Below are 12,004 nucleotides of genomic sequence, written 5' to 3'. Positions count from 1 at the left end.
ACTTGTCCATCGACTTGGGCGGCGGCGTTTACGGCACTGTGCGCGCGCCAAAAAGGCGGTTGGCACGTTTGTCTTTCGTGTATATCAGGCCCCCAAAGTCGGCAGAGGCGTGGGCTGTGCGCGCGTCTTGAACCGGCACGGGGGATACCAGGATACCGTGGTCAGATTGACCCCCCTGTCGGGCCCCCCGGCGGTGGGTTGTCGAAAGCAAGGCAAGGGCAGACATGGCAGAAACAGAGGGCGTGCGGCGGCGCGATTTCATCAACATAGCCGCAGTAAGCGCCGCGGGCGTGGCAGGGGTCGGGATCGTCATCCCGTTGATCAGCCAGATGTCGGCCTCTGCCGACGTCCTCGCGGCCTCCTCCACCGAGATCGACATTTCCGCGATCCAGCCCGGCCAGGCGATCAAGGCGATCTTCCGCAAGCAGCCCGTCTTCGTGCGCAATCTGACGCCCAAGGAGATCGAGGAAGCGAACGCGGTCGATGCCTCGTCCCTTCGCGATCCCCAGACGCTCGCCGAGCGCACCAAGGAGGGCAAGGAGAACTGGCTCATCACCATGGGCGTGTGCACCCACCTGGGCTGCGTGCCGCTGGGCGCCGGCGAGGGTGAGGTGAAGGGTGAGTTCGGCGGTTACTTCTGCCCCTGCCACGGATCTTCCTACGACACCGCCGCTCGTATCCGTAAGGGCCCTGCGCCCTCGAACCTCGAGGTTCCGGAATACGAGTTCTCATCAGACACCGTCGTGAAGATCGGTTGAGGCCAAGAGAGAGGATCACGAACATGAGCTTTCCCTGGGCCAACGAATACAAGCCGAACCATCCCTTCATGCAGTGGATGGACGAAAAGCTGCCCATCCCCCGGCTGGTCTACAACGCCGTGGGCGCCGGCTATCCGGTGCCGCGCAACCTCAACTACTTCTGGAACTTCGGTTTCCTCGCGCTGATCTGCCTGACGATCCAGATCGTCACCGGCATCGTCATGGCCATGCACTATGCGGCCAACACCGCTGTCGCCTTCGATACGATCGAGCAGACCGTCCGCGACGTGAACTGGGGCTGGGCGATGCGCTATGCGCATGCCAACGGCGCCTCGGCGTTCTTCGTCGTCATCTACATCCACATCTTCCGCGGCCTCTATTACGGATCGTACAAGGCCCCGCGCGAGATGGTGTGGCTGCTGGGCGTCGTGATCTTCCTGCTCATGATGGCCACCGCCTTCATGGGCTACGTGCTTCCCTGGGGCCAGATGAGCTTCTGGGGCGCCAAGGTCATCACCGGCCTGTTCGGCGCGATCCCCTTCGTGGGCGAGCCGCTCCAGCAGTGGCTGCTCGGCGGCTTCGCGCCCGACAATGCCGCGCTCAACCGCTTCTTCTCGCTGCACTACCTGCTGCCGTTCGTCATCGTGGGCGTGGTCGTGCTGCACATCTGGGCGCTGCATATCCCGGGCTCCTCGAACCCGACCGGCGTCGAGGTGAAGAGCGAGAGCGATACGGTTCCCTTCTACCCCTATTTCATCGCAAAGGACGGCTGGGCCGTGGGCGCCTTCGCGCTGCTCTTCTCGATCGCGGTGTTCTACTTCCCGAACGCGCTCGGCCATCCGGACAACTACATCCCGGCCAACCCGATGAGCACCCCGGCGCACATCGTTCCGGAATGGTACTTCTGGCCATTCTACGCGATCCTGCGCGCCTTCACGCAGGACTTCTTCATCATCCCGGCCAAGCTGATGGGCGTGCTCGCCATGTTCGGCGCGATCCTGGTGTGGTTCTTCCTGCCCTGGCTCGACCGTTCGCCCGTGCGTTCGAGCAACTATCGCCCGGCGTACAAGAAGTTCTTCTGGTTCGGCCTGATCCCGACGATGGCGGTCCTGTTCTACTGCGGCGGCGCGCCGGCGGAAGAACCCTACGTGATGCTCAGCCAGCTCGCGGCCCTGTACTACTTCGCGCACTTCCTGATCGTCCTGCCGGTCGTCTCCGCCATCGAGAAGCCGCTGCCGCTGCCCTACTCGATCACGGAATCGGTTCTCGGCCACGATGAGGGGTCGCACCTTCGCCCGGCGCACGGCGCAACCGAAGCCGTCCACCCCGAGACGGCCCCCGGCCACACCGCCTGATCCAGCCAGAACGAAAGACGAAAGACATGGCACGCATTCTCTCGATCCTCGTCGGGCTGTTCTTCACGGTGGCGCTGGCGTGGTCGTTCGGCCTCGGCTTCTACACCTGGGCGACCGAGCCGGCCGCCGAGACCGCCGAGCACGAGTTCCACCGCCACCCCAAGGAAGTCCACTTCGCCAGCGACGGCGCGTTCGGCAAGTTCGACAAGCAGCAGCTCCAGCGCGGCTTCCAGGTCTACAAGGAAGTCTGCTCGGCCTGCCACTCGCTGAGCCACGTGGCCTTCCGCGACCTTGAGCAGCTGGGCTATTCCGAAGGCCAGGTGAAGGCGATCGCGGCCGGCTTCCAGGTTCCGGGCACCGACCAGACCACCGGTGAGGCGAACAGCCGCCCGGGCATGCCGACCGATTACTTCCCCAAGCCGTTCGCCAACGACATCGCCGCGCGCGCCGCCAACAACAACGCGGTTCCGCCCGACCTGTCGCTGATGACCAAGGCCCGCCATGACGGCCCGGCCTACGTCTACTCGCTGCTGACGGGCTACCAGGCCCAGCCGGCCGAGCTGCTGAAGAAGTTCCCGGACGCCAAGACCCCGTCCGGCCTGCACTACAACCCGTACTTCGCGAACCTCAACCTCGCGATGGCGCCGCCGCTCACCGGCGAGGGGCAGGTCGAATACGGCGCGGGCAATCCCCGCCCCACGGTCGACCAGATGGCGAAGGACGTCTCTGCCTTCCTGATCTGGACCGCCGAGCCCAAGCTCGAGAAGCGCAAGCAGACCGGCCTTGCCGTGTGTCTCTTCCTGCTCTTCGCCACGGTGCTGGGATACATGTCTTACCGCAATATATGGGCCGGCAAGAAGCACTGAGCTTCCCGCCCACAAACCGGCTTGCCAATCCTGCCATGCGCCCCGCCATTCCCCGATGGCGGGGCGCTTTGCATTCGGGAACGGTTGCCCTGGCGGCCTTCTTTCCTGTATCGCGCCGCCTGCGCAGACCCCCATGCCGGAGAAATCCCCAGTGACGCTCGACGACCTTCGCGGCCTGATCCGCACGATCCCGGACTTCCCCAAGCCCGGCATCCTCTTTCGCGACGTCACCACTCTCATCGGCCACGGGGCAGGCTTTGCAGCGGCCGTCGGCCACCTGGCGGCGCGCGCGGAAGCCGACGGGGCCGAAGTGATCGCCGGGATCGAGGCGCGCGGCTTCATTTTCGGCGCCGCCGTCGCCGCGCGGATGGGCCTGCCCTTCGTGCCGGTGCGCAAGCCCGGCAAGCTCCCGGTTCCGGTCCTCGCGATCGACTACGCGCTCGAATACGGCACCGACACGCTGGAGGTAGACCCCGGGGCAGTGCCGGACGGGGCCCGGGTGATCGTCGTTGACGATCTCATCGCCACGGGCGGCACAGCGCTTGCTGCCGTCGAACTGCTTCGCCGGGCGGGAGGCGAGGTGATCGGCGCGCACTTCGCGATCGACCTGCCCGAGCTTGGCGGGGCCGAGCGGCTGCGCGACGCGGGCGTCAGGGTACAGGCGCTGCTGGCCTACGAAGGGCACTGACGCGCCCGGCGACGGGGCCGAGGGGAAACAAGGGCTAGAGCCCCGAGGGCATGGCCTTAGCGCATCGACATGCGCTCAGGCGGCGACTGCATCCTTGGCCGCCTTGCCTTTCCTCGCCGCCGGCTCCGGCTCGAGCAGCGCCTGCACCGACTTCGACGTGGCTACGGTGCCCAGTTCGTTGAGCGCGAAGACGTTCGCCTCGATGTCGGCCAGCTCGTAGAGGTAGTTCACCATCACCCCGTGCGACTGCTTCTGCCCGTTGGCCGACAGGTCCGCGTTGGCGTGGACGGCCTCAAGCCGCGCGCCGTTGCCGAGATGGAAGCGTGCCACCGGGTCGAGCGGCTGGCTCACCTTGCCCGCGCCGCTCCTCGCGCGTTCGCCGCTGGCTTCCCCGTTGCCGCTGGACCCGACAAGGTAGCGCGCGGCCAGCTGGCGCAGTTCGCTGGCGCCCGGTACGGGGGCGGCGCCGTCCCGCTCCTTCGCCAGCCACCGGGCGAAGCCGGGCACGGGCGAGAGCGTGGCGAAGGTCTTGAGGTGCGGCAGCTCGTCTTTCAGCAGGCCGACCACCCGCTTGATGAGGTGGTTGCCGAAGGGGATGCCTTTCAGGCCAACCTGGCAATTGCTGATCGAGTAGAAGATGGCGCAGGTCGCATCGCGTGGATCCACGCCCTCGCGCTCCTCGGAGATGATCTCGTGGATCGCGCCGGGGATGCCGGCGGTCAGCGCCACTTCCACGAAGATCAGCGGGTCGTCGCGCATCTGCGGGTGGAAGAAGCCGTAGCAACGCCGATCCGCCGGTTCCACCCGCCGCCTCAGGTCGTCCCAGCCCTGGATCTGGTGCACCGCCTCGTAGCGGATGATGCGTTCGAGCAACTGGGCCGAGCTGTCCCAGCCGATGCGGCGCAGTTCCAGGAAACCGGCGTTGAACCAGGCGGTGAAGGCGTTCTCCAGATCGCGGTCCAGCGCCGCGAGGCCCGGCGTCGTAGCGGCGCGGGGCACCGCCAGCAGGTCCTCGCGCAGGCCGATCAGTCGCTGCGTCCCCTGCGGCGCGAGGTTGAGCTGGTTGATGAGGCGGCGGCTGGGGGACTTGCTCGCGGCGTTGAGCGCAAGGGCCGATGCCTCGTCGCGCTTCTTCGTCCACGCGGCGATGGCCTTGTCGATCGCCTCGGCGTCGGCGGGGTGGAGATCGTGGATCTTGCCCAGAAAGTCCTGCCGGGTTTCGAGATCGCTCGCCTCATAGAGGTCGAAGAAGGCCGAGGCGAGGGCCGGGCCCGAGGCGCGTCCGCGCAGCGACAGCAGCGCATCGGCAAGGTCGAGCAGGCTTTCGCCCCTGTCCTGCCGGGGCGCCACGCCGATCCCGCGCAGCATCTTGCCGAGGCCCGAATTCATCAGCATGTCGAGCGCGCCGCGCCGCCGTGCGACCGGTCCCTGACCCGAGGTGCCGGCGCCGGCACTCTCGGATGGCGCGCGGGTCCGTGAAGTGTTCATGGCGTTCTCGATCCTCTGGTTTCCGGCAAAAGGCTATCATCGCCGGTAGGGCAAGAGAATACAGGAAGGCACAAGGGAATGGGCTGAACCGCTGGAAACCCGGGCAATTCCGGGGGGCGAACGGCAGAAGCCGCCCGGGCGATTGCGGGCGAGGGCAAGAGAGTCGTTGACGAAGCCCCCCGCGCCGTGGCAAGCGCGCTCGCACCACGGCATGAGCGGGTATAGCTTAGTGGTAAAGCTCCAGCCTTCCAAGCTGGCTATGCGGGTTCGATTCCCGCTACCCGCTCCACCTTTGCCGTACTGACGGGTTCAACCTTCCGACCGGTAGCCAGCGCGACGATCGCCGCGAGGCGTCCTTCTACCTCGATCTCGATGCCGCGCTCGCCTTTTGCGGGGCGCAGGACGATACGGTCGATCAGCTGGCGGATCGCCGGCATGGCGCCGTCGCGTGCGGCCGGGTCGGAGATCGCGGCGGTCAGTTCTTGCACTTGCCGGCGGTAGTCCTCAGCGATGGCAGGGTGCAGGGTGATGACCGGCAAGGCTTCCAACTCGGCGAGCTGGGCGGCAGCAGCATCGCGATCAGCCCGAGCCTTGGTCAGGGCATCGCGGATCTCCTGGAACTCACCGGCGCCGCCGGAGATAGCATCGACCAGGCGCGTCACCTTGGCCGATGATTCGGAGAGCTTGCGTTCCAGGTCGCGGCGCTCGCGCTTGAGATCGGCCGTGCGCCGGGTCCTCTCTTCGTGAAATTCTTTCACCCAGATCGCCACGAGGCGCGGGTCGAGCATGTGCCGCTTCAGCCCCTGGAGGACGCGCTCCTCGTAATCGGCGTTCGCGACCGTGCGGTTGTTCGAGCAGTTGTTCCCCTCGCGGCGACCGGAGCAGCCCCAGTATGTACGCGAACGAACGATGTAGGGGCTTCCGCACTCACCGCAGAACCCCAGGCCGGACAGCAGGTGCCGAGCCCTGCGTGCCTTGTGCGGCACCGTCCCCTCGAGCCGCCGCAATCCGTTCTGGACCTCGTCCCAGAGATCCTGATCAAGGATGCGCAGATGCGGCACATCTTCAATCACCCATTGCTCAGGAGGGTTCGGCCGTATGCGAACGGTGCGCGTGACCGGCTCTATGACCTTCGACGTGCGATTGTGGATGATCCTCCCGATGTAGAGCTGGTTCTGAAGCATCCCGTTGCCGCGCGTACGATCCGGTCGGATGGTTGTCGCCCGCCAGCGATCGCCGCGCGGTCCGGGTACGCCTTCCGCGTTTAGACGCTGGGCGATCGCCACCGGGCTGATGCCGGCAGCGTAGTCGCGAAAGATCCGGCGCACGATTTCTGCCTGCTCGGCGTCGATTTCACGCAGGCCACGGACAGGGCGGCCATTGGGATCGATGCGATTGGCGGTTCGGTACCCATAAGCAATGCCTGCCGGTGATCGGCCCTGCGCCACGGTGTCACGCTGACCGCGCTTGATATTATGGCGCAGTTCAACACGCTGCTGCTCGTCGAGAAGACCCTTGATCGCTCCTTTGAAGCGATCGATCTCGCCGTCGCCCAGCGTGAACAGGCGGGTACCCCAATAGTTCAGGCGATCGCGGATGTGGTGGCTGTCGCCCTGGTTGCGAGCGATGCGGCTCGTCGTATCGACTAGGACCTGCTCGATGTCGCCCTGCTCGACTCGCGAGAGCATGGCGGCAAGGCCGGGGCGCTGCGCCTCGTTGGTGCCGGCGCCGCCGCCGATCGCATAATCCATGAAGACGTCGATAACGGCCCAGCCCTCGCGCGCAGCGCGTTCACGACAGACTTCGACCTGCTGATCGATCGAACGACTATTCTGCAGCTGGCTCGAGTAGCGGGCGTAGATGAGAGTGCGCATCGGGTCAGCGCTTCACGCATTCAGTGGCCGGATCGATCGGCGGAACCGACATCACAAGGCGAATCCTTTTGTCGAAGGCGGGCAATGTCATTCGCGGCGGCTGCGCGCGCAAGGGCCTTCACCAACTCGACGACGGCCGGGTCAAGATCGGGGAGGCGCGCGGAGGTGCTCACTGGCCGGAGATCTCCGCGGTGAGTGCGCCATGATGCAGCGCCGACTCGGAGTATCCTTGCTCGCGCAGGCGCACCGCGTATTCGGTGTTGCGGTTGAAGATCAGTTCTGCATCGCCGAAGCGGCTGGTGTAGAGCCATGCCCTGGGCGGGCCGAGATCCGCGCGCAGCAGGCCATTCCAGGTGGCGTACTGGTGATCCTGCTCGCCCTGGGTGGTCGACAGGCCGCAGTCGCGGCAGGCGATCGTCTGGCCGGTGCTTGGGTCCGACCTGAAGACGATCCTGATGCTGCCGCACGACGGATTCGGGCAGGGTTTCAAAGCGGGCAGCGGCGGCAGCTGCAGGTGGTCGCACGGGTCCATGCGGAAGCTCGCGTGATCCTTGAAGCCGGTGTCGTCGCAGATGAGGCAGTGGGGCAGGGTCACAGGCCGAGCCTTGCGTTGGCGGCGGCCAGCATCAGCAGTTCGCATCCTGTCGGTGCGCGGTCTGCTTTCGCGTGGTTGCAGCGGTGGTGCATCATCAACAGGTTGCCGATCGCGTTGGCGCCGCCGGCCGCACGCGGCACCACGTGATCGAGCGTCGGGCGATTGGCGGCCGAGCAGCGCGCACCGACAGGCGGCACCCGGCCGCCGCAGGATCCGCAGCGCTTTCGCTGAGCCTGGCGTAGAAGGGCGACCCGGTCGCGGCGCAGCCGCGCCTTGCGCTTGGCGGAACGCCTCATCGGCCTGCCACCGCTTCGGGAAAGCCGGGCATATGTTGGCGCAGCTGCTCGCCCGTTTCGGTCAGCGAGTAGCTGGAGCCGATCGGCATGCCGTCGTCCTCGCGATAGAGCGGGCCGTACGTGGCGTATCCACCATCGATCAGGCGGTGCAGGATGCGGCGCAGCTGTTCGACCGGCATGCCCAGGTCGCGCGCCACTTCGCGGGCGTAGGGGATTGCATCGTCGTACCAGCAGCAAAGCTCGGCGATGACGCGGCGGGCGTCTTCATCCGCCATGAGCTCCTGTGCGATCTTGAGCGCGGGATCACGCATCGGCGGGCTCCACGAACTTGCCTGCCTCATCGCCCCAGCAGTCCCAACCCGGGCGGCTGTTGCGGCTGAAGATCTCGGCGTAGGGCCCTTCGTACAGAGCCTCGACCATGGTGTACTGGTCGTCGGGCTTGCGGCTGTGCTCGCGCACGGGCGCGACGATCAGGTTGCGCACGGAGCGCGACTGGACCTTGGGCTTGCCGATCGTACCCACCAGGATGAACTCGGCGGCCGATCGGAAGACGTAACCGGTGCCGAAATGCCATGCCTTGCCAGTGCTGGACTGCTTCGCCCAGGCGGCGGCCGACTTGAAGGTGAAGCCCCACGCGCGCAGCAGCTCCACCGCCTCGGGCAAGAGCGGTGCCGTGGCCCACATGAACAGCGCGCAGTCCGGCGCGGCCAGATGGCCGACCGGGAGCGCGGCGATGTCGGCCAGCGACATGCACTTGTAGTGCGCCGACGGGTTCTTCTCCTCGCCAGCCTCCGAGTAGTTGGCGAAGTGCCAGGGCGGATCGACCAGCAGGCCGCCATAGGCGAAGGGGCGCATGGCGCCGAACGGCCATGTCACTGCAGCGACCCCTTTTCCCGACCAGCAAGCGGAAGCTTCCCGGCATTCAATCGGTCGGCATCATCCAAAGCATTCTGCAGAAGAGCGATCATGGCTTCGGTTTCTGCCCGGTCCATCAGGACGGCGGCGCCGCAAGGGTGCTGCGGCGCGTTGATCACCAGCGCCGCGAACGAGGTGCCCGAATGGAGGGTCGCGGTGTGAACGGCAGTACTGGTCATCACCAGACAGCGCTTCAGGCCCTCCTCGTGCGTGGGGAAGTGCATCACGGGCGGAACGGTGCGATCGTTCTTCGTCATGCGCTCTGCTCCTGCGCCGCTGCTTCTTCCGCAGCGATCCGTTCGGCGCGCAGTTGTTCGAGCAGAGCTGTGCGCTGTGCTGCCGCCTCTTCCTCGTCGACCAGACGCTCCGCGTCGGCGAGGTTCGCTTCGATCTCCGAGACGGGTACGCGCACGTGCACGACCACGAACTTGAAGGCATCGTCGGTGTCGTCGGGCTCGATGCCGCTATGCCAATCACTGTTCGGCCAGAATGCTCGCCCTTCGAGCGGCGTACCTGCAAAGGGCGGCAGGGTCATTCGCCCGGCGCGCGTTTCGATCAGCTCCTTGCGCTGCTCGGCGGCGTGCTCGGCCGCCCAGTCGCGTCTCGGCGCGGGCTCTGCTTTCTTCTCGATCGGGCGGAATGTGCCGATGTGCTCGATACCGACACCGTCGCCGTCGATCGCATAGACGCCGACGCACTTCTTTTTCTGAGCCTTCGTCGGCTGATCGCCCCAGCTGGGGATCCGCTCCATTTCCTTCGGGTCCTTGGGCCACACGGCGTTGTGCTTGCCAACCCCTGCGGCAAGCAGGCCCGACGCGAAGCCGTCCTTCTTGGCCGCTGGTGCGACCAATTCCTCAGCTTTGGTGCTGGCGAGCTTTTTCACCAACTTGACGTCGACGATGCGCTCTTCGCCTTCCGTGCCCATGAACATTTCGACTTCGGTACGCCCGCCGGCGGCAAGGTAGGCATCGAGCCCGACGAACTTCACCTGCGCGTTCGACAGCGGCAAGGTTTCCCCGCGCAGGGCCTGGCGGACCTGCTGCGGGTCATGAGGCTTCCACGTTGACTTCTTCTGCGCAGCGAAGACCTTCACCTGGAGCGCATGATCTTCCGTACCGGCGTAGGCCTTTGCGCTGTCCACGCCGATCTCGTTGGCGCGTAGGGCGTCGAGGATCTCGGGCGCGAGGGTGGCGAGGCGAAGGCGGCCGTTGACGTGCTTGACGCTGACGCCGAAACGCTTGGCGCAGTAGGCGACAGGATCGGCATCGAGGCCGTGCTTCGTCGCCCGCTCGACGATTATGCGATATGCCTCGAACTCGTCGGCCGGGTTCATGGCAACGCGGTGGAGGTTCTCCGACAATGATGTCTCGGCCGCTTCGTCGCGGAATTCGACCATGCAGGGGACAGGGTAGGTAGGCGACAGGCGTTCCTGCTGGACCAGCAGCTGCATCGCCTGGAAACGCCTGCCACCGGCGATGACTTCGAACCGGCCGTCCCACACGTTCTTCCCGCCTGAAGCGAGCGGCTCACCAGCCATGTGCTCCGGACGCGCCTCACCGCTGGTGAAGTGCGCGGGCACTACCACGAGGTTCTGCTTCAGGCCGCGTGCGGCGATGTCCTCTGCAAGCGAATCGACGTCGGCCGCGCGCTCGGTCTGGCGGACGTTGAGGGTGGACAGCATCAGGCGATCTAGCGGAATCGGGGCGATCACTCCCTCGTCCAGGTCGGAGAAGTCGGTGGCTGTGGCATCGGACAAGGGTCAGTCCTTTCGGGGGTGATAGCGGGTCGGTTGGTCGGGAAAGGGGATGCCGCTGGAGAAGACCCAGTGTTCGCCAGCGAAGCGGACCAGGGCGCAGCGGCCATCGGCGAAGACGAGCTGAAAGGGGCCGTCGCGGGCGGCATCGTCGATCGGCACCGCCTCGATCGAGGTGGGCCCGGTCACGCGCCGATCCTCATCACCTGTTCCAGTGCAGCTTGGGCGCGCGCCAGCCCGGCTTGGGCGCGCGCGGCGCCATCGTTCCAGAACAGGGCGCTCTTGGTGGCGCGGCCGTAGGGGCAGGCCGGGAGATCGTGTCCCTTGTTCCATGCGTCGATCGCGGCGTCGCGTCCTTCCGACATGCGCTGGTTGATGGGGGTAAGGCGAGGCATCAGGCAGCGCCCTTGACCTTGCAGTGGCTGTCACGGCAGGCGGCGATCTCGCGGTGATCTACGCCCCGGTCACACTGGTCGCACCAGCGCTTTCCCGTCTGCATGGCTGTCGCGATGGTGCGCGGCGCAGGTGCCGGAGCCTGTGGCCGCGGCGCCGGGCTCGTCGTGACAGGTGTGCCGTTGGCCCGGGCCCAGGCATCGCGGATCACGCGTTCGCTCGCAGCGGAAAGGCTCAGCCCGGTGTTGTCGATGCGAAGAGCGCTGATGTCCTTGCGCCATTCATCCTGGCTGCGGATCGCCAGCATCGTGATGAACTTCTCGAGCCGATCGTGCAGGAAGATCTTGTTGCGGATGTGCTCATCGAAAGAAACGGCGGCGATGCCCGGGAAGATCGTGCCCGCCAGCTGCAGGAACTGCCCGGCATATGCCGAGGACAGCGCGCGCAGCGCGGTGGCCGTGCGGCGCTTGCCGTGCTTTCTCCACGAGGCCTGGATCCCGGAGATGTTCGAAACCATGCCCGGCTTCCAGGCGGTGGGGTTGTTGTGCGGTGCCACGCGCAGGCCTGCATCTTCCATGGCCTCGACGATGGCACAGGCTTCTTCATCGCCACTGGCCACGGCCGCCTTGAACAGGTCCAGCTTCGAAAGCGGCTTGCGCTGCTGGTTGAGCTTCACGAAGCTTGCCGCCTCCGCCGAGACATTCGGGTAGGAGCGGATATTGCAGGGCAGCTGGGCGATGTCGCCGCGCAGCTTGGCCGCCAGAAGGCGGTGCTGCCCGTCGATGACGTAGAATGCCTCGCCCTGGCCCTGCTGCCGGCGTGCGACGACGAGAGGCTGGCACAGATCCCAGTCCCAGTCCTGTGCGATGCGACGGATGAGCGCCTGGCTGTCTCCACCTTCGGCCGAGCGTTGGTAGGCGGGATCGATCCCCAGTTCTGCCGGAGGCAGGAACTGGAGCACGGGCATGCGCCCCAGCGGCGGATTCACTTTCAGATTGGCGGGCTTGGGCGATGCCATGGCGG

The 12,004-nt window shown here is 66.2% G+C and carries 15 protein-coding genes and 1 tRNA gene; 5 read left to right on the top strand and 11 right to left on the bottom strand.

Translation table 11 applies throughout. The features are described from left to right. The first annotated feature begins 224 nt into the window (after positions 1-224). The 4 genes from petA (at position 225) to GR702_RS17645 (ending at position 3,667) form a co-directional block, all read left to right on the top strand. Positions 225-758 (top strand): ubiquinol-cytochrome c reductase iron-sulfur subunit, encoded by a 534-nt coding sequence (petA, locus tag GR702_RS17660; RefSeq protein WP_160987040.1) that lies wholly within the window; start codon positions 225-227, stop codon positions 756-758. Positions 759-781: 23 nt separating this feature from the next. Beyond that, positions 782-2,113, top strand: coding sequence for a cytochrome b (locus tag GR702_RS17655; protein WP_160987039.1), 1,332 nt, complete (start codon positions 782-784; stop codon positions 2,111-2,113). A 26-nt stretch (positions 2,114-2,139) separates the two neighbouring features. Beyond that, positions 2,140-2,979, top strand: a complete 840-nt coding sequence (locus GR702_RS17650) for a cytochrome c1 (protein WP_160987038.1) — start codon at positions 2,140-2,142, stop codon at positions 2,977-2,979. A 151-nt stretch (positions 2,980-3,130) separates the two neighbouring features. Beyond that, a complete protein-coding gene (locus tag GR702_RS17645; protein WP_160987037.1) occupies positions 3,131-3,667 on the top strand; it encodes an adenine phosphoribosyltransferase in 537 nt (178 codons plus the stop codon). 75 nt (positions 3,668-3,742) lie between these two features. Here GR702_RS17645 and GR702_RS17640 read toward each other — a convergent pair whose 3' ends face one another. Beyond that, entirely contained in the window at positions 3,743-5,155 is a 1,413-nt protein-coding gene (locus GR702_RS17640) for a malonyl-CoA decarboxylase domain-containing protein (RefSeq protein ID WP_160987036.1), read from the bottom strand. A gap of 215 nt (positions 5,156-5,370) precedes the next feature. Between GR702_RS17640 and GR702_RS17635 the strand changes: the two genes are divergently transcribed. Beyond that, positions 5,371-5,444 (top strand) — tRNA-Gly (locus GR702_RS17635). Here the strand turns inward: GR702_RS17635 and GR702_RS17630 are convergent. The 10 genes from GR702_RS17630 to GR702_RS17585 form a co-directional block, all read right to left on the bottom strand. Continuing rightward, on the bottom strand, positions 5,413-7,029 hold the full coding sequence (locus GR702_RS17630; RefSeq protein WP_160987035.1) for a recombinase family protein: 1,617 nt from the start codon (positions 7,027-7,029) through the stop codon (positions 5,413-5,415). The genes GR702_RS17635 and GR702_RS17630 overlap by 32 nt on opposite strands. Before the next feature lie 169 nt (positions 7,030-7,198). Further along, positions 7,199-7,624: a hypothetical protein gene (locus GR702_RS17625; protein WP_160987034.1), complete on the bottom strand. Its 426-nt coding sequence runs from the start codon at positions 7,622-7,624 to the stop codon at positions 7,199-7,201. After that, positions 7,621-7,920 carry an HNH endonuclease gene (locus GR702_RS17620; protein ID WP_160987033.1) on the bottom strand — a complete coding sequence of 100 codons (300 nt, stop codon included), beginning with the start codon at positions 7,918-7,920 and terminating at the stop codon, positions 7,621-7,623. The genes GR702_RS17625 and GR702_RS17620 overlap by 4 nt, the downstream gene beginning before the upstream one ends. Further along, entirely contained in the window at positions 7,917-8,231 is a 315-nt protein-coding gene (locus GR702_RS17615) for a hypothetical protein (RefSeq protein WP_160987032.1), read from the bottom strand. Before GR702_RS17615 ends, GR702_RS17620 begins: the two co-directional genes overlap by 4 nt. Further along, positions 8,224-8,796, bottom strand: a complete 573-nt coding sequence (locus GR702_RS17610) for an MT-A70 family methyltransferase (RefSeq protein WP_337192639.1) — start codon at positions 8,794-8,796, stop codon at positions 8,224-8,226. The genes GR702_RS17615 and GR702_RS17610 overlap by 8 nt, the downstream gene beginning before the upstream one ends. Next, positions 8,793-9,092, bottom strand: coding sequence for a hypothetical protein (locus GR702_RS17605; RefSeq protein WP_160987031.1), 300 nt, complete (start codon positions 9,090-9,092; stop codon positions 8,793-8,795). The genes GR702_RS17610 and GR702_RS17605 overlap by 4 nt, the downstream gene beginning before the upstream one ends. Further along, positions 9,089-10,591, bottom strand: coding sequence for a ParB/RepB/Spo0J family partition protein (locus tag GR702_RS17600; protein ID WP_160987030.1), 1,503 nt, complete (start codon positions 10,589-10,591; stop codon positions 9,089-9,091). The genes GR702_RS17605 and GR702_RS17600 overlap by 4 nt, the downstream gene beginning before the upstream one ends. Positions 10,592-10,594: 3 nt before the next feature. After that, on the bottom strand, positions 10,595-10,777 hold the full coding sequence (locus GR702_RS17595) for a hypothetical protein (protein WP_160987029.1): 183 nt from the start codon (positions 10,775-10,777) through the stop codon (positions 10,595-10,597). Then, positions 10,774-10,983, bottom strand: coding sequence for a hypothetical protein (locus tag GR702_RS17590; RefSeq protein WP_160987028.1), 210 nt, complete (start codon positions 10,981-10,983; stop codon positions 10,774-10,776). The genes GR702_RS17595 and GR702_RS17590 overlap by 4 nt, the downstream gene beginning before the upstream one ends. Next, on the bottom strand, positions 10,983-11,999 hold the full coding sequence (locus GR702_RS17585) for a DUF6551 family protein (RefSeq protein ID WP_160987027.1): 1,017 nt from the start codon (positions 11,997-11,999) through the stop codon (positions 10,983-10,985). The genes GR702_RS17590 and GR702_RS17585 overlap by 1 nt, the downstream gene beginning before the upstream one ends. Positions 12,000-12,004: the final 5 nt, after the last annotated feature.

The organism is Novosphingobium silvae (assembly GCF_009856825.1).
GTDB classification, from domain to species: Bacteria; Pseudomonadota; Alphaproteobacteria; order Sphingomonadales; family Sphingomonadaceae; genus Novosphingobium; species Novosphingobium silvae.
The sequence above is the reverse complement of the archived record's forward strand: the minus strand, read 5'-3'. Positions and strand labels throughout refer to the sequence as shown.

Coding starts and splice junctions, on each gene's coding strand:
- GR702_RS17630 (WP_160987035.1), bottom strand. CDS start 7,029: ATGCGCACTCTCATCTACGCCCGCTACTCGAGCCAGCTGCAGAATAGT.
- GR702_RS17640 (WP_160987036.1), bottom strand. CDS start 5,155: ATGAACACTTCACGGACCCGCGCGCCATCCGAGAGTGCCGGCGCCGGC.
- GR702_RS17605 (WP_160987031.1), bottom strand. CDS start 9,092: ATGACGAAGAACGATCGCACCGTTCCGCCCGTGATGCACTTCCCCACG.
- GR702_RS17655 (WP_160987039.1), top strand. CDS start 782: ATGAGCTTTCCCTGGGCCAACGAATACAAGCCGAACCATCCCTTCATG.
- petA (WP_160987040.1), top strand. CDS start 225: ATGGCAGAAACAGAGGGCGTGCGGCGGCGCGATTTCATCAACATAGCC.
- GR702_RS17585 (WP_160987027.1), bottom strand. CDS start 11,999: ATGGCATCGCCCAAGCCCGCCAATCTGAAAGTGAATCCGCCGCTGGGG.
- GR702_RS17590 (WP_160987028.1), bottom strand. CDS start 10,983: ATGCCTCGCCTTACCCCCATCAACCAGCGCATGTCGGAAGGACGCGAC.
- GR702_RS17650 (WP_160987038.1), top strand. CDS start 2,140: ATGGCACGCATTCTCTCGATCCTCGTCGGGCTGTTCTTCACGGTGGCG.
- GR702_RS17620 (WP_160987033.1), bottom strand. CDS start 7,920: ATGAGGCGTTCCGCCAAGCGCAAGGCGCGGCTGCGCCGCGACCGGGTC.
- GR702_RS17615 (WP_160987032.1), bottom strand. CDS start 8,231: ATGCGTGATCCCGCGCTCAAGATCGCACAGGAGCTCATGGCGGATGAA.